We start from the raw sequence: 24,707 nt of genomic DNA, 5'->3' as shown, positions 1-24,707 counted from the left end.
CGCTTCGATCCCCGTGTCCGCCGCTGAAATCAATTTAAAAAGCATGAACGCATCACACTCACGGCCGTCGTCCGCCACTCCGTCCGCCATGATTGCGACATAATAGTCATCACCGGAATCGGTGCAATTGCCCGATCATCACCAACACGAAAAGAAAAAGCCGCCGAAGCAATTGACTTCGGCGGCCTTGTCGATCCGACCCTCTCGGGCGTTCGATTTCTAGTAGCGATAGTGCTCAGGCTTGAACGGGCCTTGCTGGGAAACACCGATATAGTCGGCTTGCGCTTCACTCAGCTCGCTCAACTTTGCGCCGAGCTTGTTCAGATGCAAACGTGCAACTTTCTCATCCAAATGCTTCGGAAGCACGTAAACCTGGTTCTCGTATTGTCCGGTGTTCTTGAACAGCTCGATCTGGGCGAGGGTCTGGTTCGTGAACGAAGCCGACATCACGAAGCTCGGATGACCGGTCGCATTGCCGAGATTGAGCAGACGGCCCTCTGACAGGAGAATCATGCGCTTTCCGTCGGCGAACTGGATCATGTCCACCTGCGGCTTGATGTTCGTCCATTTCTGGTTGCGAAGTGCGCTGACCTGAATCTCGTTGTCGAAATGGCCGATATTGCCGACGATCGCCATGTCCTTGAACGAGCGCATGTGCTCGATGGTCACGACGTCCTTGTTACCGGTCGTCGTGATGACGATGTCGGCGGTCGGGCCGGCTTCCTCGAGCGTGACGACCTCAAAGCCGTCCATCGCCGCCTGCAGCGCGCAGATCGGATCGACCTCGGTCACCTTCACGCGGGCGCCTGCGCCCTGCAGCGAGAGCGCCGATCCCTTGCCGACATCGCCGTAGCCGCAAACGACAGCGACCTTGCCGGCCATCATCACGTCGGTTCCGCGACGGATGCCGTCGACGAGGCTCTCCTTGCAGCCGTACTTGTTGTCGAACTTGGACTTCGTCACGGAGTCGTTGACGTTGATGGCGGGGAAGGGGAGGAGACCCTTCTTCTGAAGCTGGTAGAGACGATTGACGCCAGTCGTCGTCTCTTCCGTCACACCCTTGATCGCGTCGCGCTGCTTCGTGAAGAAGCCCGGCGTCTCGGCCATCCGCTTCTTGATCTGAGCGAAGAGAACTTCCTCTTCCTCGCTGCCCGGGTTGGACAGGACGTCCTCTCCGGCTTCGGCGCGGGCACCGAGCAGGATGTACATCGTGGCGTCGCCGCCATCGTCGAGGATCATGTTGGACGGCTGGCCGTCCGGCCACTGGAAGATCTTGTCGGTGTAGGACCAGTAGTCCTCCAGCGTCTCACCCTTGATCGCGAAGACGGGAATGCCGCGCTCGGCGATCGCCGCGGCGGCGTGGTCCTGGGTCGAAAAGATGTTGCAGGAGGCCCAGCGAAGATCGGCGCCGAGTTCGGCGAGGGTCTCGATGAGGACGGCCGTCTGGATCGTCATGTGCAGCGAGCCGGTAATGCGCGCCCCCTTCAGGGGCTTGTCCGCACCGAACTCCTCCCGGCAGGCCATCAGGCCGGGCATCTCGGTTTCCGCGATCTCGATTTCCTTGCGCCCGTATCCGGCGAGCGAAATATCGGCGACGACGTAGTCGTTTTGGTCAGCCATGAGAGGTCCTTCCGTCCAATGATCGGTTGCGCGATCGCGATGCGCGACGGCGTTGGAGGGATCTCTAACAGGCCGTCACCACGACCTCAAGATGGATATAAACAAATCTTTATGTCTTGATACCGCTCTGCGGATCAGTGATCGAAGTCGAGGGTCACTAAGTCAGCGTTCCTTGCGCCGGTGGGCGAGCTGCAGGAATTGCGCCCCTGACCGTCAGTCCTCCTCGCCGAACCGGTTGTCGACGAGTTCCTTGAGGGCCGCAAGCACCGCGACGGCGTCCGGTCCGGTCGCGGAGACGTGGATATCGGAGGACTTCGTCGCCGCCAGCATCATCAGTCCCATGATCGACAGACCGCCCACCGACATGCCGTCGCGCTTGACGGTCACCTCCGCATCGTACTGGTCCACCGTCTGCACGAAACGGGCAGACGCGCGTGCGTGGAGGCCTCTCCGATTGCAGATGGTCAGCACACGCTCGGCGCCTTGGGACGCCGGAGCGCCTTCGGCGGCCAGATCGCCGGTCCAGCGGACATCCGTATCTTCGCAACTCGGTACTCGTCGCATGTGTCAGGCTCCACTCAAAACACGGCTCGCGATGTTGATGTATTTACGGCCGGCCTCCTGGGCATCGGCCAGCGCGTCGCCGATCGGCTTTTCGCTGCGAACGCTCGCGAGTTTGATCAGCATGGGAAGGTTCACGCCGGCCAGAACATCGACGCGGCTGCCGTCCATCACCGAGATCGCGAGGTTCGACGGCGTTCCGCCGAACATATCGGTCAGGAGGATGACACCCTTTCCGCGCTCGGCGCGACCCACGGCCTCGATGATGTCCGTCCGGCGACGCTCCATGTCGTCCTCCGGTCCGATCGAGATCGTCTCGAGAGCATCCTGCGGCCCGACAACGTGCTCGAGCGCGTTTCTGAACTCTTCCGCGAGTCGCCCATGGGTCACCAGAACGAGGCCGATCATGAGTGCTTTTTGTCCTCGGTCGCGGGAGTCATGTCCACCATACCATCATCTGTTACTATCAAAGCAGAAGCTTCGCTACCAGAATTCATAGTCTGCCACTGTTTGCTGGCGCGAGGGTCGCACGGGGCGAATTGGTTCACGTTTTGCCGTTCATTTGCAAGTCGGCAATCAGCTAACGAACAGATCTTCATGTTCTAAGAGAGACATCACCACATCCGCCCCGAATGCCGGCTCGCGCTGCGCCAGAACGATCCGCCTGACCTGCCGTCCGAGAATTTCCGTCATTCGCTCCGAAGGCTCGGGCATCCTTACGATGACTTGCCTGGGAACGAGATCGACGACGAGAGACAGGTTCGCCCTCGGCACACAACTCTCCTTCACGATCCCGATACCGTAGATTTCCATCATGCCGCTGAGAGCCGGGGGCGCCGACATCACGATAATCTCTTCCTCGATGTGGAGATCGACCCGATCGTCCGCCACGAGGGCGGCGGTGACATTCTGACACGGCGCCCGGCGCAGCAAAGACAGGCACAGGCTCGACTTGCCCGACTGCGACGGCCCGCGGATGAGAATGCCTCGCGAGCCGACGAGCAGGGCCGTTCCGTGGACATTCGCCTGCGCCATCGGGTTCGCTCAGGCTCCCGCCGGCAGCGAAACGGTGAAGCGCGCGCCGGCGATCCGGTCGTTCTCCACGATGTTCTCGGCACGGATCGTGCCGGCATGGGCTTCCACGATCTGCCGGCTGATCGACAGGCCGAGCCCGGAATTCTGCCCGAACGCTTCGGCTCCCGGCCGATCGGTATAGAAGCGCTCGAAGATCCGATCGATGTCCTCGACCTGGATGCCGGGCCCGTTATCCTCCACGATGACCAGAAGCCGGTTCGTGCGTCGGCGGATCGTGATCGTGATCCGCCCCCCGTCCTCGGGAACGAAGGATCGGGCATTCTCGATGAGATTGGTGAAGACCTGGCCGAGCCGCAGATCGTGTCCGGTGACGCTCGTTCCGCCTTTGAGATTGGAGGGAACCGGCTGCACCTTCAGATCGATCACCGTTCGTCGATCGGGCGAAACCCGCCCGCGAACGCCCTCGACGACCGATTGCAGAAGCTTTGCGATATCGACGGTCTGAGATTCCTGGCGTGCGAGTTCGGCATCGAGGCGCGAGGCGTCGGCGATATCGGTGATCAGGCGATCGAGACGACGGACGTCGTGCTGGATGATGTCGAGAAGTCGCGCCCTGTTTTCATCGTTCTTGGCAAGCGGCAATGTCTCGACGGCGCTGCGCAGCGAGGTGAGGGGGTTCTTCAATTCGTGGCTGACATCGGCCGCAAAGGACTCGATCGCGTCGATCCGGGCGTAAAGCGCGCGGGTCATGTCTTTCAGGGCGACGGCGAGATTGCCGACCTCGTCGGCGCGGTCGCCGAAATCGGGAATTTCCGCCCGTTCGTTCACGCCTCGGCGCACGCGCACGGCGGCGGCCGAAAGGCGCCTCAGCGGGGTCGCGATGGTCGAGGCGAGAAGGATCGAGAGTGCGATCGTCACGAGAGCGGCGACGGCGAACGTTCTCACGATTGCCGTGCGCTCCGCCTGGACGATCTTGTCGATGTCGCCGCCCTGCGTCGACAGGAGGAGCACGCCGAGAACCGCGCGGAAACGCTGGATCGGGACGGCGACGGAGACGATGAGCTCACCGTTCTCGGTCGCGCGCACGACGGTTGCCGGCCCTCCCGTCAGGGCATTGACGACTTCGGGATAGGTCGTTCCGGATCCGCCGGGCGTCTCCTGATAGACCGGCAACCGATTGCCGGAGAACAGCCGCTCGAACCAGCCGACGATATCGCCGACGATGGTCTGCTCCTCGATTTCGACGGGCGGGAGATCGTAGCGGAGGACCTGGCCCTGCGCGTAGAGATGCCGGGTGTCGAGGATCAGGTTTCCATCGCGGTCGTAGAGGCGTGCTCGGGTCCGCGTGGGTGAGATCAGCCGGCCGAGAAGCGGCGCGATCCGTTCCGGTTCGATCGGAAAATCGAGACTGTCGGCGCCGGTGGAGGAGGGGGTCAGCGTGTCACCCGCCTGCAATTCGAGAAGGCGTTCAGGGTCGAGCGTGATCGAATTTGTGTCGACCGTCGCCGACGATGCGATCGCCGCCGCCATGATCTCGCCCTGGGTGAGAAGGCTTTCGACCCGGGCGTCGATGAGACCTGCGCGAAACTGGTTCAGGTAGAGAATGCCCGAAACCAGAACGATCAGCGCAACGAGATTGAGGAAGACGATACGGCGGGTGAGGGAGGAGAAGACCGTATGGGACAGAAGCCAGCGAAAGCGGAAGATGGTCCGCCTGACCAGTGGAAACCGCCGCAGGCGTCTCCTCCGAGGAAGATCACGTCCGCTGTCGTCTTTAGCGTCGGTTGCCGCAGTCATCGAAGTTCCGTTGTCGCCGCTCGCGACGTGTCATTGAACGGCCGGGCGCGTTAGAGCCACGAAAAAAGCCGGCGCGCGTTGCGCCCATGTAGGCCATTCTAACCGATCGCGGCACCGGCGTCAGATTACATTTCGCGGAAGCGATAGCCGACGCCGTAGAGCGTCTCGATCATGTCGAAATCGTCGTCGATCGCCTTGAACTTCTTGCGCAGCCGCTTGATGTGGCTGTCGATCGTCCGGTCGTCCACATAGACCTGTTCGTCATAGGCCGCATCCATCAGCGCATCACGCGATTTGACGACGCCCGGCCGCTGAGCGAGGGACTGGAGGATGAGGAACTCGGTGACCGTCAAGGTGACGGGTCCCCCCTTCCATGTGCAGGTGTGCCGCTCCTGATCCATGACGAGCTGACCGCGCTCGAGCGAGGTCTCGGGATTGGTGACATTGCCGGCACGAACCGGGCTCGCCTCGCGGGCCGCGCCCCGGCGAAGGATCGCCTTGACCCTCTCGACCAGCAGGCGCTGCGAGAACGGTTTGCGGATATAGTCGTCGGCGCCCATCTTCAGGCCGAACAACTCGTCGATCTCCTCGTCCTTCGAGGTCAGGAAGATCACCGGGATATCGGACTTCTGGCGCAGGCGCCGCAGCAGTTCCATTCCGTCCATGCGCGGCATCTTGATATCGAAGATCGCGAGATGTGGCGGGCTCGCCTGAAGGCCGTCCAGCGCCGACACCCCGTCCGTATAGGTCTCGACCTTGTACCCCTCGCTCTCGAGCGCGATCGACACCGATGTCAGAATATTGCGGTCGTCATCGACGAGGGCGATGGTCGGCATCGGGGCTGTTCTCCTCTGTGGCGGTGCCGCGAGCATCCGGTCCTCGCCGGACCTCTCTCATCGAGAGGCACCGCGGCATGTCCGGCGACGCCTGCACCCTGTCCCGACCCAGTTGCGCTTTCATCGGCCCGCTTTCAACGTGCATATCTGGAAAGGTACCGGCGATTTTCAATAAGTTCGATCCAACGGGACCATGGTTCGCCGGAAATCGCGGCCGGTTTCGGCGCTCGCGCCTACATGAAAAGAAAAGAACCCAGCCCCTGCCCGGTCGAGGCAAGATCTGGATTCCTTTCGACGGACCGAAACCGATCCAGGCTCATGGAGAGCGAGGTTTGGCAGAGGGGGCAGTCCGGCATATCGGACAAGCTCGGCATCATGCGGGCGATGCCGCCCAAGCCTCACGGAAGCGACCCGCGAGCCCTTGCAGTCAGATGGCTCTCAGAGAATGTCGATCTTCACGTTCGCGGTGCCGGAATTGATCATCCCGATCTTGGCAGCCGCTCCGCGCGACAGATCGATGACGCGGCCGCGGATGTAAGGCCCACGATCGTTGATGCGCACGACCACCGATTTGCCGTTGCTGCGGTTCGTCACCTTCACCTTCGTGCCGAAGGGAAGCGTCTTGTGAGCGGCGGTCATCGCATTCATGTTGAACTTCTCGCCATTGGCCGTGGTGCGGCCATGGAATCGCTTGCCGTAAAAGGAAGCGTGTCCGCCCGAAACCGAAGCGGCCGAAGCGGATTCGGTCATCACGGTCGTCGTGCCTGCCGACGCGAATGTCAGAACGGCGGCGGCAAGAATTGTCTTGGCGGTGATCTTCATACGGTAGTCTCGTCTTTCCCGGCGCGCAGCAATCAGGCGCTCGCGCTATCCCCATTTTTCCCGGCGGTAGAACCCCCATGGCCCCTCGAAGCCGCCGACGAGGGTGCGTATCGACGTGCATCGTGACGAAACCGTGATGGCTTTGCGACACGGAAAAGGTCATTTTGTGCGGTGCGGAACCTTTTCGCACTTGCTTGGAAACGAGCCGGATCGGCTCCATTTGAGCTTATGGAAGTCCGGCGTGGGGGTTGTCGGCAGAGCAAAATCGCCAAGTTCAAGCTTGGACCGATGACGCGAAATCGCGTTTCGGACGAAGATTTTACGGTGCGGACCGAGTGGCGGGGCAGCGAAGCTGATGAGCGGCACGAGCACATGCGGAGACTGGAGACCGGCATGCGAACGGTCCTCCGAACCCTCTCGCCCGAGACCGACCATATGAGCGACCCCGTCACTCGATTGGCGTCTCTCGACGAGCCGTGGACCGAAACGAAGCTTGAGAAGGTTCTGATCGAGGTCGCCGCGAACGATGGGTTCGATCACGCAGCCGCGTTCACGCTTCCCTCGACGGACGAGCAGGGGCTTCACACCCGATATCTCCTCGGAAACTGGTCCGCATCGTTTCAGCGGTCCTACGAGAAGTGCGGGTTGCACAGGCACAAGGTCGTCGTCGCGACGCTCAACACCGATCCGATGCCGTTCGAGTGGGACATCGACACGCTCTACGGCATTTCCGACCCTTCTCCCTCGGAGGGCGCACGCCTCGTGGCAGGAGCGGGATGGTCGGAAGGCGTTCTCCTGCCTGTGCACGGCATGACCGCCATATGCGGTGCACTCAGTCTTGCCGGACCCGGTCCCCTTCCGCCGCAGACGAGGATCCGCCAACTTCAGGCTTTCGCCTTCACCTTCTTCGGCATGCTCGCGGCAGTGCGCTTCGAGGAGAACCGTCGCAACAACCCGCTGACGTCACGCGAACGCGACTCCCTGCGTCTTGCGATGCTCGGCAAGACATCGGCCGAGATCGGACTGATTCTCGGGATCTCGGAATATACCGTCTCCCAATATCTGACCTCGGCGCAGCGAAAGCTCAGCGCCTCGAACCGGACTCATGCGGTCGCGATGGCCGCACAACTCGGCTACCTGTCTTGAACGTCCTTCCGAAGGGGGTGCGCCACATCCCGCAACGCCTCGACCGGCAGGAACAAGAGGCTCTCGTCGACCGGATCAGGGAGTGCGTCGCTCGCGCGCCGCTCTTTGCGCCGAAAATGCCGCGCACCGGCAAGCCGCTCTCCGTGCGAATGACCAATTGCGGCGAACTCGGCTGGGTCGCAGACGAAGGCGGTTATCGATATCAGCCGCATCATCCGGTCACGGGGGATGCCTGGCCCGAGATGCCGCACGAGCTTCTCAATCTCTGGCAGGAGGTGAGCGGCTATGATGCTCCGCCCGAGGCCTGCCTCGTCAACTTCTATAGCGAGACCGCGAAGATGGGCCTCCACCAGGATCGCGACGAGGACGATTTCGATGCGCCAGTCGTCTCGGTCTCGCTCGGAGACGACTGCCTCTTCCGTGTGGGCGAGAGGGTGCGTGGCGGACGAACCACCTCGATCCGGCTGCGCTCCGGCGATGTCGTGGTGCTGGGCGGGGAGGGGCGCCTCTCGTACCACGGGGTCGACCGGATCTACCCTGCGACCTCGACGCTTCTCAAGAACGGGGGCCGCATCAATCTGACCTTGCGACGGGTCACGAAGCCTTCGGCGACCTGACGCCTGCCAGAGCGTCGGAACCGATACGAGAATCGAGTCCGAGGCTCCGGTTTCCTGCTGACACATCGGACAGTCCGAAAACCGGGGCCGCATTTCGGTCCGATGCCGGAGGGCCGCGCTCGACGAAGCCGGAACGGTCGGCCACTCCTCACCCTGCGGCGTTGACGCGCCGCCCGGTCTTGCGCAAAGCACGAGCCATCCCGTGCCCGGGCGGCGCTTGCGCCTCATGGGTCACGGCACGCGAAGAGGGAGGCGGACTTCATGCAGACAATTCTCGTTACGGGCGCCGGCAGCGGCATCGGCCGCGCCACGGCGCGTGCATTTCTCGAAAACGGCTGGCGCGTCGCGCTCAGCGGACGCCGGGAGGAGCCGCTTCGCGAGACCGCGAACGGCTTCGAGGAGAATGCGGCGATTCTGCCCTGCGACGTGTCCGATGCGCAGAGCGTCGAAGCCGTGTTCGTGGAGATCGCCAACCGCTTCGGGCGGCTCGACGTCCTCTTCAACAATGCCGGCACCAATGTTTCCGCCGCGCCGATCGACGAGATCTCGGTGGACGACTGGATGAAGGTCGCCAACACGAACATTCACGGCATGTTCCTGTGCGCGCGCGCCGCATTCGCGCTGATGCGGCGTCAAGACCCCCAGGGCGGGCGCATCATCAACAACGGTTCGATCTCCGCCCACGCGCCGCGTCCCGGATCGGTTCCCTATACGATGTCGAAGCATTCGATCACCGGGCTCACCCGTTCGCTCAGCCTCGATGGCCGCCCCTTCAACATCGCCTGTGGCCAGATCGACATCGGCAATGCGCTGACGGAGATGGCCGTTCCGATGACCAAGGGCGTTCCGCAGGCCGACGGGTCGATCGCCGCCGAAGCGACGATGGATGTGGCGGATGTCGCCTCGTCCGTCCTGCACATGGCCGAATTGCCGCTGGGCGCCAATGTGCAGTTCATGACCGTGATGGCTTCGGCCATGCCGTTTGTCGGGCGCGGGTAGGATCGCGTCCGAGAGAAGCTGCGCGACCGGGCGGAGCGATCGCGTTCGACCCGGTCGGCAAGCGTTGCGCCGAGAGCACACGCGCCGATAATTTTTCAGACCGTGTCAGTGGAATGTTTCTGGTTAAGCCATCCGTAAGTCTCGATGGGCACTCTTGGCGAAAGACCCCCTCGCTGGGGGAGCCGGAGGCGTCTCGATCGACGGCGGACGGCAGCAGTCCATTGATTCGACACGTGCTCTTGCCGGTGATGGCGAACGGCGCCTTGTTCGTTCTGCTGGAATTCGACCGGGCAGGGGTGCTCGGATCCGCAAGGCTGCTGGCATTCGGAGCATCCGCGATCGCCTTGTGCGAAACGGGTCTGCAAGCCGTGCCGACCACATATCCAGCTTGATCCCCGTTCGCAGGCATTGTTAAGAATGCCGCGCCGACGTTTTCGGAAGTGGGGACTTCCGGTCGAGAACGTCGACGATCAACGGCCAGGGGGATAAGCCCGACATGCTCTTCGACGCTCTGACGGCCCATCGGGGTAAGCTGACGATTGTGACATGCCTCGCTGCAGGTTTCATCGTCGGGGGTTGTCAGGAAAAGGTTGCTTCCGGCGCAATGGAGGACGTCGCCACTTCGGTGAAGTTCGACGAAGCGACCTACGGAGTTCCGGCCTCGCCGCGCGTTGTCGAACGAACCGCACGGGCGATTGCGAAGGGCGGGGGACGCGCGCAGATCGGCAAGCCCTACAAGGTCAAGGGCAAGTGGTATTACCCGAAGGACGAGCCCGGCTATACCGCCTCGGGCATGGCCTCATGGTACGGACCGAACTTCCACGGACGTCTCACCGCGAACGGAGAGACCTACGACATGCACCATCTCTCGGCAGCCCATAAGACCTTCCCGCTGCCGTCCTATGCGCTGGTGACCAATCTCGACAACGGCAGCCAGGTGAAGGTTCGCGTGAACGATCGCGGGCCCTTCTCGCACGGACGCGAGATCGACCTTTCCAAGAAGGCGGCCGAACTTCTCGAGTTCAAGAGCAAGGGCGTTGCAAACGTCAAGGTCGAGTATCTCGGCCGCGCCCCGCTCGAGGGCGACGATACGCAGATGCTGCTTGCGAGCTTTTCCCCGGGCGATGCCTCCGATTCGGACCACATGATCGCCTCGAACGAGCCTTTGGACTCTCTCTCGGCGACGGCTTATTCGCCTTCGGGCAGGACGGCCATTCCTGGCGTGCGGCCGATGCAGTCGCTCTTCCAGAACCAGCCGTCACGCACCGGTGCGGTCATCGATACGCTGAGCTCGTTCAAAGGCGAGGAGAGGCGGTCGGGAGCTGCCGCAGCCCTGGAGACGCTTGGTGCCGGCACGGCATCGGGTTCGGAGCGGATCTATCTCGGCGCGATCGACCGGGATCTCATGAAGAAGGTCGGAGACGTGATCGGCGTCGGCACCCGTGCGAGCGGCGAGGCCACGGCACGCCCGAACATCGTGTCCGCCACCGTGACCACCGAGCCGAACGTCGACACGGACAATCTGCTTCGCAAGCTCTGGGCCGCCGGCTTCGCCGACGCCTTCGTTCTTCGCGACTGAAAGGCCTCCGGCCTGTCCAAAACCGCCCGCGGCTGATCGGGGCGCTTGCAAGACGGGAGCGATAGAGCCAGTTTGTGTCGGGCCGAACTCCGTCCGCCCCGCACCATGGTCGTCTCGTTCATGCCCATTGCCACGACGTCTCTCCGCCTCGCGTCATATGCCGGCCTGCTCATGCTCGCAGTCACCGCGCCCTGCCAAGCGCAGGAAGGGACCCGAAGCGGCTACGGGCTCGAAACCGATGCGAAGCAGGCGCTCATGGTGGAGGACCGCACGGGAACCGTGATCCTCGACAAGAGCGACGAACAGCGCTTCGCCCCGGCCTCACTCGCCAAGCTGATGACCATGGAGCTCGTCTTCGGCGCGGTGAAATCGGGCGAGATCAACCTCGAGACCCAGTATCCGGTCAGCGAACATGCCTGGCGGACGGGGGGCGCTCCGTCCCGCACCTCGACGATGTTCGCTGCCATCCGCTCCTCGGTGCCGGTCGCCGATCTCATTCGCGGCACGATCGTGCAGGGCGCGAACGATGGCGCGATCATTCTCGCCGAGGGCCTGGCAGGTTCGGAGGACGCGTTCACGCAGCGCATGAACGCCCGGGCCCAGGAACTCGGACTGACGGATACGCTCTATGCCAATCCGACCGGCCTGCCGTCCGAGGCCGAGCAATGGACGAGTGCGCGCGATCTCGTGACGCTCACGCGGCATCTGCGTCAAACCTATCCCGACCTCTACAAGATCTACGCCGAACCCTCCTTCGAATGGAACAAGATCTTCCAGCGCAACCGAAACCCGATCCTCGGGGCAGATCTCGGGGGCGAGGGCGTCGGGACCGGCTTCAGCGAGGGCGGAGGCTACTCGTTGATGGGTGTCGCATCGAGAAACGGCCGCACCTTCTTCCTCGCACTATCGGGCGTCGAGACGAGCGCTGAGCGCGCTTCGGAAGCGAAGCGGCTCCTCGACTACGGCTTCGACGGATTGATCGAGGCCACCGTTCTCGATGCCGGAACCGTTGTCGGCAATGTTCCCGTCTTCAACGGCGTCAGCGATCAGGTGCCGGTCCTCGTCAAGGAGCCGATCGCCATCTTCCTTCCACAGGATGCCCTCGAGAACGTCACGGCCCGATTGCATTTCGAGGGACCCGTGATCGCTCCGGTGGAGGAGGGGGATCATATCGGAACACTCGACATCGAGATCTCGGGCGAAACCGTCTACAGTCAGGAGGCCTACGCGGCGGCATCCGCTCCGGTCGGCAGCTTCACCGAACGCGCGGGAGGCGCCCTTTCCGAACTGGCATTCGGCTGGATGCGCGCCTTCTGACGTAGCCCTGAGAGCCATGCCCCACAGGCTCTCGCTTGACCCGAACGCGGTTGGATTACAAGAAGGCTAAAGTCGGCGGGCAGGGCCGGATGGTCTTGGATCTCAGAGCCCTTTGCGGCAGGAGCGACATTGGTCGGAACGTTCATCACCTTCGAAGGCTGCGACGGCAGCGGCAAGACCACCCAGGTTCAACGCCTCGCCGGGCTGATGCGCAGCGAGGGCTATGAGGTGGTGACGACCCGCGAACCCGGCGGGACGCCGGGCGCCGATGCCGTGCGCCATGTCGTCCTGTCCGGCGCGGCGCAGAGCCTCGGCCCGAACATCGAGGCGGTCCTCTTCGCCGCCGCACGCGCCGACCATCTGAGCCAGGTGATCCGTCCGGCGCTCGAGCGGGAGGCGATCGTCATCTGCGACCGGTTCCACGATTCGACGCGCGTCTATCAGATGGGCGCGGACGAAACCGATCAGGCCTTTCTCGCCCGGCTCGAAGCCGCCACGCTCGACGGCGTCTTCCCGGATCTGACGATCATTCTCGATGTTCCGGCCGAACTGGGTGTCGAGCGCGCCCGCGCCCGCAGATCAGCGTCCGCCGCCGATCGTTTCGAGGGCGAAGAAGCGGAGGTTCATCGAAAGCGACGCGACCGGTTTCTGTCGATCGCGGAGAACGAGCCGGAGCGCTGCGTGGTCATCGACGGGCGAGGCGACGAGGAGGAGATCATGGAAGATATCGTCGCCGTGATCGAGGACCGGCTCGGGATCGTTCTGACGACGGGCGGCACCGGGACTGCGACCGACGCCGGTTCGGCCTGAGCGCGTGGAGATCTCGACCACAGCCGAGCACGACGACCTCGACGGCGTCGCACCGCCCAAGGCCAGGATGACACTGGTCGGGCAGGACGCCGCGTTCGACGCCTTCGAATCGAGCCGCGAGACCGGCAGGCTGCACCATGCTTGGCTGCTCCAGGGGCCACGCGGCGTCGGCAAGGCGAGCGCCGCCTTCGCGTTTTCGAGACTGCTTCTCGGTGCGAAAGCGGAACGATCAGGCGACGGCATCGCGTTCGACGGACAAGATCCTGTCTGCCGCCAGATCGCGACCGACGCCCATCCCGGGCTCATCCACATCACGCGTGCCGCCCAGGACAAGGGCACGGGCTTCCGCGGTCAGATCACCGTAGACGAGGTGAGGCGGCTTGCCCGCTTCTTCCACGCGACGGGCAACCGGAACAGCTACCGGATCGCGATCATCGATCCTGCCGACGACATGAACCGCAATGCGGCCAATGCGCTCCTGAAGCTCCTCGAAGAGCCACCGAGCCGCACGGTCTTCTTCATCGTCAATCATGCGCCGGGACGGCTGCTTCCGACCATCCGCTCGCGCTGCCGCTTTCTGCGGTTCGAAAGCCTGCAACCCCATGACCTGTTGACCGCGATGAGAAACGCCAAGCCCAATGCGGTTCCGGAGGATGCGACGCTGCTCGTGGAGAAGGCGGAAGGTTCCGTTCGCCGCGCATTGCAGATCGCCGAATATGGGGGCGTCGAGATCCTGAATACCCTGATCCCGCTGCTCAGCGCCGACCGGCCGGAATGGAACGCGATGGGTTCGATTGCCGATCAGCTTTCCATGCGCGGCCGGGAGGCGTCCTATGATCTGGCAATCGAGGCGATCACTTCGTCCATCGCGAAAGCGAGCGAGAACGCGGTGGGTGAGGGCGCGTTCGCCAAGGCCGCCGAACTCTCGCTCCTCTGGCAGAACGAAAAATCGCGCATCGTCGAAGCCATGGCCTACAATCTGGATCGCAAGCAGGTGCTCCTGACGCTCTACGACCACTTCTACCAGACCGGCGCACAGGACTATATCCGGCCCAACTGATCGCGGCCCCTCCGCCGCACAGTTCAACCGAGAGCGGACTTCGATCTCCGTTGATTGAGGCCCCGGCGCTTTTCCGCTATTGCGCCCTCCATCCGATCATTCGAACGAGCATGACCGACACCATGGCCGACCGGTACTATCTGACGACCGCGATCTCCTATCCCAATGGCAAGCCGCATATCGGGCACGCCTACGAGCTGATTGCGACCGACGCGCTGGCCCGGTTCAAGCGTCTCGATGGCTACGAGGTCATGTTCCTCACCGGAACCGACGAGCACGGCATCAAGATGCTGCAGAATGCACGGGCCCAGGGAATCACGCCGCGCGAACTGGCCGATGCCAATTCCGCGGAGTTTCAGCGCATGGCCGAGGTTCTCGGCGGCTCGAACGACGATTTCATCCGCACGAGCGAGCCTCGTCATCGTCTCGCCTGCCAGGAGATCTGGAAGCGGATGGAGGCGGCAGGCGATATCTACAAGGACAGCTATTCGGGTTGGTATTCGGTCCGCGACGAAGCCTATTACGGCGAGGACGAGACGACCCTGAAGGACGACGGTACCCGCCTCGGGCCGCAGGGCTCGCCGGTCGAGTGGATCGAAGAGGAGAGCTACTTCTTCCGCCTCTCCAAATTTCAGGAGCCGCTCCTCAAGCTCTACGAGGACAATCCGTCCTTCGTCGGCCCGAACGAGCGTCGCAACGAGGTCGCCTCTTTCGTGAGGTCGGGCCTGAGGGATCTCTCGGTCTCGAGAACGACGTTCGACTGGGGCATTCCCGTTCCGGGCGACGAGAAGCACGTGATGTATGTGTGGGTCGACGCCCTCACCAACTACCTGACGGCGACCGGCTATCTGGCCGATCCGGAGGGTGATCGCGCGGCTTTCTGGCCAGCGGATCTGCATGTCATCGGTAAGGACATCGTCCGCTTCCACGCGGTCTACTGGCCGGCCTTCCTGATGTCCGCCGGCCTGCCGCTTCCCAAACGCGTCTATGCCCACGGCTTCCTGTTCAACAGGGGCGAGAAGATGTCGAAATCGGTGGGCAACGTCATCGATCCGTTCTCTCTCGTCGAGACCTACGGGCTCGATCGCTTCCGCTACTTCGTCCTGCGGGAAGTCCCGTTCGGCCAGGATGGCAACTATTCCCACGACGGGATCGTCAACCGCACGAATTCCGAGCTCGCCAACGATCTCGGCAATCTGGCGCAGCGCTCGCTCTCGATGGTTGCCAAGCATTGCGAGGGCAGGGTGCCCCAGCCGGGTGAGTTCAGCGAAGCGGATCGTGCGATCCTTAGCGACGCCGACGCGCTGCTCGCCAAATGCCGCGCCTTCGCCGACCGGCAGGAACTGCACCAGATGCTCGCCGCGATCATCGCGGTCGTTTCCGATGCCAACCGCTACTTCGCCGGCGAGGAGCCCTGGGCGCTCCGCAAGACCGATTTCGATCGGATGCAGACCGTCCTCTACGTGACGGCGGAAATCCTGCGGATCGTCGGGCTGCTCCTCCAGCCCTTCGTGCCGGAGAGTGCCGGAAAGCTTCTCGACATCCTGGGCCTCGACGAAGCCTCCCGTGGCTTCGACAGCCTTGCGAACGGGACGCGGCTCGTGCCGAACACGGACCTGCCGGCACCGGCGCCGATCTTCCCGCGTTATGTGGACGAAGAGAAAGCGGGCTGAGATCTCATGTTCATCGTCGACAGTCATTGCCATCTGGACTTCCCGGACTTCGAGGAGGATCGCGAGGCGATGCTCGAGCGGGCGCGTGAAAACGATGTGCGCCTGTTCGTCACGATCTCCACGCGCGTCTCGAAGCTCGATCGCCTGCTGGATCTGACGCGTCGCCACGAGGGCGTCTACGCTTCGGTCGGAACACATCCGAACTCCGCCGGCGAGGAACCGGATGTGGCGACCGAGACGCTCGTCGAGGCGGCGACGACTCACGACAGGATCGTCGCGATCGGCGAGGCGGGCCTCGATTATCACTACGACAAGGCGCCGTGTGAGGTTCAGGAGAACGTCTTTCGCCGACACATCGCGGCCGCCCGCCAGACGGGCCTGCCACTGGTGATCCATGCGAGGGACGCCGACGACGATATGGCGGCGATCCTGCGACAGGAGAGCGGGAAGGGCGCTTTTCCCTTTATCCTGCACTGCTTCTCGTCGGGACGCGCCCTCGCCGAGACCGGCATCGAACTCGGCGGCTACGTTTCGTTTTCGGGTATTCTCACCTTCAAGCGATCCGAAGAGCTGCGAGCGATCGCCGCTGCCATCCCATCCGACCGGCTGCTCGTTGAAACGGACGCTCCCTATCTCGCGCCGATGCCCTATCGCGGAAAACGCAACGAACCAGGCTACACTCGACATACGGCCGAGGTCCTCGCCGAGGTGAAGGGGGTTTCGATCGAGGATATCGCGAAGACGACCTCCGACAACTTCTTCCGGCTGTTCAAGAAGGTGCCCGATCCGCGGCAGAGCGTCTGAGGGTCCGTGAGCGAGGATCGGCAAAAGCGTCTGCGGCTGACCATTCTCGGCTGCTCGTCGTCCCCCGGCGTTCCGCGGATCTCCGGTGACTGGGGCGCCTGCGACCCCTCGAACCCGAAGAACCGGCGCACGCGCACGGCGGCGCTCGTCGAACTGATCTCGCCAACGGGCACGACACGCGTCGCGATCGACTGCGGGCCGGACTTCCGCGCCCAGATGCTCGCGGCGAAGGTCGATCGCCTCGACGCGATCCTTCTCACTCACGCCCATGCCGACCACATCCACGGGATCGACGATCTGCGCGGCTATATGCAGGTCCAGCGCGAGCGGATCGACGTCTACGCCGATGCCGGCACCTTTTCACGGGTGATGGATGGTTTCAGCTACATCTTCGAGACGCCTGCGGGAAGTTCCTATCCGCCGATCGCCAACCGTCACCTGATCGAGCCATATCGCGCGTTCTCGATCTCAGGTCCGGGCGGAAATCTTCCGGTGCTGGCGCTCACACAGATCCATGGTTCGATCCAGTCGCTCGGCTACCGCTTCGCCGATCTTGCCTATTGCACCGATGTCAGCGAATTTCCCGCGCGAACGGAAGCCCAGTTGCACGATCTCGACGTGCTCGTCCTCGGCGCTCTGCAATACAAGAACCATCCGAGCCATTTCTCGCTCGACCAGGCCGTCGAATGGATCGAACGCCTTGGTCCGCGTTCGGCCGTTCTGACCCATATGCACACGCCGCTCGATTACGCGACGGTGTTGCGCGAGACGCCCGCCGGCATCCAACCCGGCTTCGACGGTCTGGTTCTCGAACTGCCGTTCGATGCGGACGATCGAACGAACGGGACCACGCGACTATAGGCGCGGAAGCGTCCTAGAGGTTTCGAGATCGCGGACCCCAACCGGGTGGTGAAGGTGATCCTGATCTGTGGTCCGACGGAAGACGGCGACTGCCAGTCTGGCATTTTCATCCACGAGGCCAACGCTGCGTCAAACCGGAGTAGGGCTCGCACTTCCGTAAGCCTAGTTGCATAATATAGATTATGGAACTGATTTGAACGGGGCTAACATGGGGAGGCCTCACGGCGCGGACCGTTAACCATAGCCCTTACGCAGCCGGATTGGGACCCGCGACCTGATCCTCCACGCAGATCGGTAATTCACCCGCGTTGAGAAAGCGTGTCCTTGCCGCACTCACCTCAGTCATCGGCGGCGACGTGCAGCCCTGCACCGGCGGACGTACCGCCTTTCGTGGAAACTTTTCGTCGTGGTGACTTGATGCGCGAGCCACCATTCGGCTTTGTAGCCGACGGCCATTACGGACAAAACGAGCGAGGACAGACCGATGGAACCATCACGCGAGATCGGGCGCCTCGTCGAGATCATGGTAGCGCTTCGAGAGCCGGAGAGCGGCTGCCCGTGGGACCTCGAACAGACTTTCGAGACGATCGCCCCTTACACGATCGAGGAAGCCTACGAGGTCGCGGACGCCATCGAGCGCAAGGACATGGCCGACCTAAAGGAGGAACTCGGAGATCTTCTCCTCCAGGTGGTCTATCATTCACAGCTTGCCCGCGAAGCCCGATGGTTCACGTTCGAGGACGTGGTCGAGGCGATCACTCGGAAGATGATCCGCCGCCATCCCCATGTCTTCGGAGACGCCGAAGCACGATCGGCCGGAAGCGCGAAGGGACAATGGGAAAGGATCAAAGCCGAGGAGAAAGCCGAGAAGGCCGCAGAACGTAACCGGTTTCGGAAGGACGACCATGAACCGCCGAAGTCCCGGCGACTGGATGCGGTGCCGGCAAACTTCCCTGCCCTGACGCTCGCCCTCAAGATCCAGAAGGAAGCCGCCAAGAGCGGATTCGACTGGGACGCACCCGAGCCGATCTACGAGAAGCTCGAGGAAGAGATTCTGGAGTTCCGCCAGGCGGTGACACACGGAGACGAGACGAAACGAGAAGAGGAACTGGGCGACCTGATCTTCACGGCGGTCAATCTCGCGCGGTTCTACGATGTCGACCCGGAGAAGGCACTGCGAGCCTGCGTATCGAAGTTCCGCCATCGTTTCGCGGCGATCGAGGATCACCTCGAAAGCGTGGGCAAGACACTGGAAGAGGCAAGCCTCGCGGAGATGGAGGAGCAATGGGTGGCAGCGAAGGCCAGGCCTCGATGATCCGGACGAAGCTCAGCTAGCCGCGGATCTCGAACCGAACCGCGCGCATCGAGACCCGGCGAACATCGAAAGATGCGAGCGGTCCCGACCAATATTGCACGGTCCCGACATCACTCGATCTGGCGGTGGATCGCCTTCAAAAGGTCTGTCCATCGACGCGTTCCCTTGCCGAATCTCTCTTGCGAAGCGATCAAGCATCCGGCATAAGCATCCGAACCGTACGGTACGGTTCGATCATTTGAGGGTTCGATGCAGGCCGCAAAGCGCGAAGCGATGGAGACGAGAACGGCGGCGGCGACGCTGACCGATCGTCAGCGCGACGTCCTCGAAGCCACTCTCGATCTCATCGTCAAGGGACAGCGACCTCTCTCCATGATCGCTGTCGCACGTGCGGCGAGCTGTTCCAAGGAGACGCTCTATCGCTGGTTCGGCGATCGCGACGGGCTCCTGACCGCGACCGTTCGCTGGCAGGCCGCGAAAGTGCGCGGCGTCGACCTGCCGAACGGTCCGATCGATGCCGGATTTCTGAACGAAGCCCTGACCCGGTTCGCAGCCGATTGGCTGCGGGTCCTCTCCAGCTCGACCTCCGTCGCGCTCAACCGTCTCGCCATCGCCGAGGCCGGATCCGAGACGCTGGACCTTGGAGCGATCGTGCTTCGGAACGGGCCGGAGGAAATGGCTCGACGCATCGCTCCGCTCTTCGCCGCAGCCAGGGCCAGCGGTCTTCTGCGCTACGCACAGGAAGACGAAGCGTTTTCGACATTCTTCGGTCTGGTGGTCAAGGACCTGCAGGTCCGGATGCTGCTCGGCGAGACCCAGAACGCGATGATCGATATCGACGGAACTGCGAAGTCCGCAGCCGACCGATTCATGGTCCTCTACGGACCGGAACCCAACGGGGACCGAGGGTAAGCGCCCTCGCCCGCCAACAAGCAGGAAGGAAACGCCATGCGCGTCTATTACGATCGCGATGCCGATCTCAATCTCATCAAGGGCAAGAAGGTCGCCATCGTCGGCTACGGCTCTCAAGGCCGTGCCCATGCGCTGAACCTCAAGGATTCCGGCGCGTCGGAACTGAAGGTCGCCCTGCGTCCAGGCTCGGCCACGGCCAAGAAGGTCGAGGCCGATGGTCTCGAAGTCCTCTCCGTCGCCGAGGCGGCGAAATGGGCGGATCTCATGATGATGGCGACGCCGGACGAGCTCCAGGCCGCGATCTACAAGAACGAGATCGCCCCGAACATTCGCGATGGCGCGGCGATCGCCTTTGCCCACGGCCTCAACGTGCATTTCGGCCTCATCGAGCCGAAGGAGACGATCGACGTTCTGATGATCGCGCCGAAGGGCCCCGGTCACACGGTGCGCGGCGAGTACCAGCGCGGCGGCGGCGTTCCGTGCCTCGTCGCGGTTCACCAGAACCCGTCGGGTAATGCCCTGGACCTCGCCCTCTCCTATGCCTGCGGCGTCGGCGGTGGCCGCTCCGGCATCATCGAGACGACGTTCCAGGAAGAATGCGAGACCGATCTCTTCGGCGAACAGGTGGTCCTGTGCGGCGGCCTCGTCGAGCTGATCCGTGCCGGCTTCGAGACCCTCACGGAAGCAGGCTATGCCCCGGAGATGGCCTATTTCGAGTGCCTGCACGAAGTGAAGCTGATCGTCGACCTCATCTATGAGGGCGGCATCGCCAATATGAACTATTCGATCTCGAACACGGCCGAGTGGGGCGAATACGTCTCGGGCCCGCGCATCATCACGGCCGAGACCAAGGCCGAGATGAAGCGTGTCCTTACCGATATCCAGACGGGCAAGTTCACCTCGCAGTGGATGCAGGAATGGCATTCGGGCGCTGCTCGCTTCAAGGGTATTCGCCGCGTCAACGATCGCCATCAGATCGAGGAAGTCGGCGAGAAGCTGCGCGGCATGATGCCGTGGATCAAGTCGAACGCACTCGTCGACAAAGACCGCAACTGATCCCTGTGTAAGACGCTGCGGGCCGAGACGAAGCTCGCGGCGTCCGATGCACGCCACATGAGAAAGGGCGCGGCTCGACCCGCGCCCTTTTTGTTTACAGGAAGCGGAGCGCTCCACATCGCTCCTTGGTCCGATAACCGCCAAAATGCCGCTCGCAACCCCGCCTGTCTTCCGGCATGCGACATCGATCCGCATGCACGTGCGCCGGCCTTTAAGCTCGTCTTAACCAGTTCCGCGCGAAGTTCCGCGCATGTGCCATGATGCGGGGACCGATCGAGATGGGGCTGCTCGAAACAGAAGCGGATGACGCCGAGCGTCGCACGGCACCCCGCATGCGCGTTTTGAAGCGTGCGAAGATTATCTTCAACAACGGCTTTTCCACCTTCGACTGCGTGGTCCGCAACATGTCCGCGACCGGCGCGCTGTTGACGCTCGCCGAATCCGCGCACATGCCGAAGGAATTCGAGATCAAGATCGGCGACGAACCGGCGCGGCCCGCCCGCCTCGTCTATCGCAGGACCATGTTCGCAGGCGTCCGATATGCCGACGCGCCGACAAGTGAAAAACCCAAGACCGGAACCGATCCTTCGCCCGAAGCACGCCTTCCGGCGGTTCGGGAGGTCGCAGCCGTTCCGAACGGTGAGCCCGCCCTTCCTGCCGAAGATCGTGGCCACGGCGCAATCATCAAGATCACCGCGAAGCGCCTGCCGCTCCGTGTGGTGGCCAATCTTCCCTGGAAAGCGCACTGAACGACGAGAGACGGGGACTTGAAGCCCCCTCGCCTGCCCAAGCCGCGGCCTCGATCCGAGCTCCTCCGCAATTCGGCAATATTTCTGTCAAAGCAGCGCTTCCATGGGTAGACAGGCCCCGAACCTCCCTTTATATCGGGCGTCGAAGCGGCTGAGGCCGGTTCGACCGTGGGTGATTAGCTCAGTTGGTAGAGCAGCTGACTCTTAATCAGCGGGTCGTAGGTTCGAACCCTACATCACCCACCATTCAATTCTCCGCCTGATAATTAGCTCGGTCGTTTCAAGCGAAAAGTCGCGTCCGACGGTTTTACTGCTGTTTGCCGCGTGGTGATGGCGGTCGATTCCCCTTCCCTGAAATTCGTATTCCGTGACCGCTCGTCTGCGGCCCTTTTGGGGTAACGACGAAGATGGGTGGTGATAAAGCCAATCGGCGTCTGACCGGATAAGGAGATCGGCTCAAGGTCTCCAGCTTCTGACCCGCTTTGGGTCAGCGGATCTCCATCCAGTCCTGGGTTCCGAGCGTTCCCGATTGCTCAGTCTGAGGACAGACGCGCCTGCGTGGATCTCAATGCGGTGAAGGCGACCCATGCGGCTACATCGTCGACCTATTCATCGACCGTCATAGCGAGCCTGAAGGCGGCTGCCCCCCCGGCCAAAGCGAAAAGCCTCTCTCGGCGTGCTGGCGCCAACTGCGACGCGGCTGGAGCCTCCTCGGGCGCCAGCGGCGACAGGCTCATGCCCATAATCGACACGTCCGGCCGCTGGGGGATTCTCCAAGCCTGCAGGGTGGGTGAGCTTTAAGCAACGCCGTTCCGCTTCGGTGCACCACCACCAGCGAACTCAGAGATGAGCGCGGGGGTCATGACCGAAATGGCTCGGCGATGAGCTCAGGGCTCGCTCAGAGACGAGAGACCTGGACTTCGCTTTCCGCTGCATCCGAGCCGCGATTCATACCCACCGCGGGCTCATCCGCCTGACGGGCCGGAGGAAGCTGGGGCGGGTTCGAGTCGACCGGCTGGCGGATATCCGACGCGTCTTCGGCCGGCACGAAGCCGACACCGGGAACCTGCCTCACCGATCCACCCGCCGGGGTCACGCGGGCGGGAACGCCCTGCTGGGCCGCCCGGGCCTGGGACGCCGGAACACGCCGCTGGGTGACCGTGACCTGCCTCGGTGCACTGGGGACGGTCGCGGCGACTTCGACGGGACCAGAGCTTTTTGGCTGGACTGGCGCCGCAGCGGCTGCGGTGAACCGGTTCCCGTATTTCTGCTGACGATAGCTCGCGATATAGGCGGCGCCGGCGTGCGGATCGGCGAACCTCCAGAGACCCAGCTCGGATCCCTCGACGATCATCGCTTCGACGGCCTTCTCGATCGCCGACTGGACGGCGATCTGCTTGGGCTCGTTATAGGTGACCCCGGCCTCGCCCTCGAGCAATTCGTCGATCTTCACGAAGCGGAACGCGCCGCCCTGAAGCGCGTAGGAGGCGATCGCCTTGCGGCTCGTCACGCTCGTCAGCACTTCGCCCGTCTTCGTGGAGACCGCGCGCAGGGTCACGGTGACGACGTCCTGCAGATATTTCGTATCGCCGCCGATACCGAGGAAGCGGGCACCGATGCCGCCGGTCATGATGTTGGTGTCGTAACCGATGATCCCGCCTTCGATGATGATCCCGGCATGCATCAGCGGCGGCAGCACGTTGGCGTCGATGCTCACCTCGTTCTTGTAGATGCGGCGCATCTCCGTCACGATCTGACGCTCGCGCAGGAGGTTTTCCAGCTCCTTGCGCTCCAGAACGGTGAACCAGCGACGCTCGCCGGCGTCCTGCAAGGCCTTGATGAGCATGGGCGCGCCACCCTGGGTGACCGCCCGCGACAGGGACTGGACGTTCTCGCGTTCCTTGAACTGCCCCGTCAGATCCTCGAGATCGTAGACGGCGACCACCGTCTTGCTTGCCGGAGGCGGAATGCGTCGAAGTTCGTCATTGGGCTGGTTCACGGGGTCGACGACCGGCAGAGCGTCGAGCGGCGAACTGGTGACGCAACCGGAAAGAAGCAGGAGGCTCGCCCCCATCAGAAGTGCCCGCGACACGGTTTTACGACGCTGCATGGCAGCTCCCCTCGAAGTCATTGTCGGCTCCCCGGCCCTGCCCCACCCTCATCGCCGGACGAGCCCTTCATCGCCTCACAGCATGGAGACGTCGACAGGCGGCTCGTTCCCCTCCGGCACGGAAGGTGATGCCATTTTGAAGTTACCGGCAGACTGCCGGTCAGTTGATCGCGCTCGTTTGAAGAACCGGCACGACGATGTCGGTGATCGTTCCGTCGGTGGAATTGAGGATCGACAGGCGAATCTCGGCCAGCCCCCGCTGGAATGTCACCGTCGTGTCGCCGAACCGAACCGTTCCCGACGTCTGAGGCTGGTCCCCGAAGATCGCGTCCGTCACCTGCCCGGCGAGCGCGGAAAGCAGCCGGCCCTGCAACTGACGTACGAACAGATCGGCATCCGACGTTCCAGCCTGCGTTCGGCCTGCTGTAAGCGCGGAGGCTGCATCATCGCGGCCGGCGTCACTCGCCGTCGCGTCACGCTGGGCGTTGGCGATCCCGAGAAGATGAGCGGAATAGAGCGGGTTGCCGCCGAATGACGGATTGATCGGCTGATAGACGAGGTCACCTGCCGTTGCGGAGCCGGAGACGGATACTAAGAGAGATATACTGATAAGCCGGAAGCGCAGGGACACGGAAGACCTCATTTCCTGAGTTTGGCCTTGTATAGGGGAAGCGTGGCAGCGGGTGAATAAGAAAACGTGGATCGTGGCCTTGAATCACTTCACGTGGCCATTCTGCACCACAGGATGGTAAATGGTATGCCTTACTGATTACCGTTACGGAAGGCCCGCCCGCATCTCGCTGGTACAGTCAATGACCGATCGGCACTGTCCGAAACTGGATTGGGTTCAGGTATTCGGAAGTCTGCGTGACACATTCCAGCAGGGCGCGATGAAGACAACTGATGCCCCTCCTCGGATTCTTCAGCGGTTGATGCCCCAGAGGAAGAAGAGCAAACCACGAACCATACCGATCCTACGACGATGTGGCCCCGTCCATCCCCTCTCCATGACAGCCCTCCTGCGCCGC

Annotated in this window: 23 protein-coding genes and 1 tRNA gene; 15 read left to right on the top strand and 9 right to left on the bottom strand. The window is 62.8% G+C overall.

Annotation, left to right across the window (positions count from 1 at the left end; translation table 11 throughout):
- Positions 1-219: 219 nt before the first annotated feature.
- From ahcY to DYI37_RS01920, 7 genes are all read right to left on the bottom strand, one after another.
- Positions 220-1,620, bottom strand: coding sequence for an adenosylhomocysteinase (gene ahcY, locus DYI37_RS01950; RefSeq protein WP_116681497.1), 1,401 nt, complete (start codon positions 1,618-1,620; stop codon positions 220-222).
- Between the two features lie 213 nt (positions 1,621-1,833).
- Positions 1,834-2,184: an HPr family phosphocarrier protein gene (locus DYI37_RS01945; protein ID WP_116681496.1), complete on the bottom strand. Its 351-nt coding sequence runs from the start codon at positions 2,182-2,184 to the stop codon at positions 1,834-1,836.
- A 3-nt stretch (positions 2,185-2,187) separates the two neighbouring features.
- Positions 2,188-2,589: a PTS sugar transporter subunit IIA gene (locus DYI37_RS01940; RefSeq protein WP_116681495.1), complete on the bottom strand. Its 402-nt coding sequence runs from the start codon at positions 2,587-2,589 to the stop codon at positions 2,188-2,190.
- 168 nt (positions 2,590-2,757) lie between these two features.
- Complete coding sequence (locus DYI37_RS01935; RefSeq protein WP_116681494.1) at positions 2,758-3,216, bottom strand: HPr kinase/phosphorylase; 459 nt, start codon at positions 3,214-3,216, stop codon at positions 2,758-2,760.
- Positions 3,217-3,225: 9 nt separating this feature from the next.
- Complete coding sequence (locus tag DYI37_RS01930) at positions 3,226-5,013, bottom strand: sensor histidine kinase (protein WP_116681493.1); 1,788 nt, start codon at positions 5,011-5,013, stop codon at positions 3,226-3,228.
- 125 nt (positions 5,014-5,138) lie between these two features.
- Positions 5,139-5,849 (bottom strand): response regulator transcription factor, encoded by a 711-nt coding sequence (locus DYI37_RS01925; RefSeq protein ID WP_116681492.1) that lies wholly within the window; start codon positions 5,847-5,849, stop codon positions 5,139-5,141.
- Between the two features lie 438 nt (positions 5,850-6,287).
- On the bottom strand, positions 6,288-6,671 hold the full coding sequence (locus DYI37_RS01920; protein WP_116681491.1) for a septal ring lytic transglycosylase RlpA family protein: 384 nt from the start codon (positions 6,669-6,671) through the stop codon (positions 6,288-6,290).
- 393 nt (positions 6,672-7,064) lie between these two features.
- Between DYI37_RS01920 and DYI37_RS01915 the strand changes: the two genes are divergently transcribed.
- The 15 genes from DYI37_RS01915 (at position 7,065) to DYI37_RS01845 (ending at position 21,815) form a co-directional block, all read left to right on the top strand.
- Positions 7,065-7,817 carry a helix-turn-helix transcriptional regulator gene (locus DYI37_RS01915; protein WP_245413734.1) on the top strand — a complete coding sequence of 251 codons (753 nt, stop codon included), beginning with the start codon at positions 7,065-7,067 and terminating at the stop codon, positions 7,815-7,817.
- Positions 7,814-8,434, top strand: coding sequence for an alpha-ketoglutarate-dependent dioxygenase AlkB family protein (locus DYI37_RS01910; protein ID WP_116681490.1), 621 nt, complete (start codon positions 7,814-7,816; stop codon positions 8,432-8,434). Before DYI37_RS01915 ends, DYI37_RS01910 begins: the two co-directional genes overlap by 4 nt.
- Before the next feature lie 261 nt (positions 8,435-8,695).
- Positions 8,696-9,433, top strand: coding sequence for an SDR family oxidoreductase (locus DYI37_RS01905; protein WP_116681489.1), 738 nt, complete (start codon positions 8,696-8,698; stop codon positions 9,431-9,433).
- A 625-nt stretch (positions 9,434-10,058) separates the two neighbouring features.
- Positions 10,059-11,012, top strand: coding sequence for a septal ring lytic transglycosylase RlpA family protein (locus DYI37_RS20515; protein ID WP_425365013.1), 954 nt, complete (start codon positions 10,059-10,061; stop codon positions 11,010-11,012).
- Between the two features lie 171 nt (positions 11,013-11,183).
- Positions 11,184-12,329, top strand: a complete 1,146-nt coding sequence (locus DYI37_RS01895) for a D-alanyl-D-alanine carboxypeptidase family protein (RefSeq protein ID WP_116681800.1) — start codon at positions 11,184-11,186, stop codon at positions 12,327-12,329.
- Positions 12,330-12,458: 129 nt separating this feature from the next.
- Positions 12,459-13,139: a dTMP kinase gene (gene tmk, locus DYI37_RS01890; RefSeq protein ID WP_116681487.1), complete on the top strand. Its 681-nt coding sequence runs from the start codon at positions 12,459-12,461 to the stop codon at positions 13,137-13,139.
- Between the two features lie 4 nt (positions 13,140-13,143).
- Positions 13,144-14,199 carry a DNA polymerase III subunit delta' gene (locus tag DYI37_RS01885; RefSeq protein ID WP_116681486.1) on the top strand — a complete coding sequence of 352 codons (1,056 nt, stop codon included), beginning with the start codon at positions 13,144-13,146 and terminating at the stop codon, positions 14,197-14,199.
- Between the two features lie 122 nt (positions 14,200-14,321).
- Positions 14,322-15,872, top strand: a complete 1,551-nt coding sequence (metG, locus tag DYI37_RS01880; protein WP_116681799.1) for a methionine--tRNA ligase — start codon at positions 14,322-14,324, stop codon at positions 15,870-15,872.
- A 6-nt stretch (positions 15,873-15,878) separates the two neighbouring features.
- Positions 15,879-16,676: a TatD family hydrolase gene (locus DYI37_RS01875; protein WP_116681485.1), complete on the top strand. Its 798-nt coding sequence runs from the start codon at positions 15,879-15,881 to the stop codon at positions 16,674-16,676.
- 6 nt (positions 16,677-16,682) lie between these two features.
- Entirely contained in the window at positions 16,683-17,537 is an 855-nt protein-coding gene (locus tag DYI37_RS01870) for an MBL fold metallo-hydrolase (RefSeq protein ID WP_116681484.1), read from the top strand.
- Between the two features lie 484 nt (positions 17,538-18,021).
- The gene (gene mazG / locus DYI37_RS01865) at positions 18,022-18,852 is read left to right on the top strand and encodes a nucleoside triphosphate pyrophosphohydrolase (RefSeq protein ID WP_116681483.1); all 831 of its coding nucleotides are present in this window, start codon (positions 18,022-18,024) and stop codon (positions 18,850-18,852) included.
- A 273-nt stretch (positions 18,853-19,125) separates the two neighbouring features.
- A complete protein-coding gene (locus tag DYI37_RS01860) occupies positions 19,126-19,764 on the top strand; it encodes a TetR/AcrR family transcriptional regulator C-terminal domain-containing protein (RefSeq protein ID WP_199520054.1) in 639 nt (212 codons plus the stop codon).
- A 36-nt stretch (positions 19,765-19,800) separates the two neighbouring features.
- Positions 19,801-20,820, top strand: a complete 1,020-nt coding sequence (gene ilvC / locus DYI37_RS01855) for a ketol-acid reductoisomerase (protein ID WP_116681481.1) — start codon at positions 19,801-19,803, stop codon at positions 20,818-20,820.
- A 332-nt stretch (positions 20,821-21,152) separates the two neighbouring features.
- Positions 21,153-21,569 (top strand): PilZ domain-containing protein, encoded by a 417-nt coding sequence (locus DYI37_RS01850; protein ID WP_147307847.1) that lies wholly within the window; start codon positions 21,153-21,155, stop codon positions 21,567-21,569.
- Between the two features lie 170 nt (positions 21,570-21,739).
- Positions 21,740-21,815 (top strand) — tRNA-Lys (locus tag DYI37_RS01845).
- 652 nt (positions 21,816-22,467) lie between these two features.
- Here DYI37_RS01845 and DYI37_RS01840 read toward each other — a convergent pair.
- Positions 22,468-23,679, bottom strand: a complete 1,212-nt coding sequence (locus DYI37_RS01840; protein WP_116681479.1) for a CsgG/HfaB family protein — start codon at positions 23,677-23,679, stop codon at positions 22,468-22,470.
- A 160-nt stretch (positions 23,680-23,839) separates the two neighbouring features.
- Complete coding sequence (locus DYI37_RS01835; protein ID WP_245413733.1) at positions 23,840-24,310, bottom strand: curli assembly protein CsgF; 471 nt, start codon at positions 24,308-24,310, stop codon at positions 23,840-23,842.
- Between the last annotated feature and the right edge of the window lie 397 nt (positions 24,311-24,707).

The sequence above is a fragment of the Fulvimarina endophytica genome (assembly GCF_003403015.1).
Classification (GTDB): domain Bacteria; phylum Pseudomonadota; class Alphaproteobacteria; order Rhizobiales; family Rhizobiaceae; genus Fulvimarina; species Fulvimarina endophytica.
This window is presented reverse-complemented; position numbering and strand designations above follow the sequence as displayed.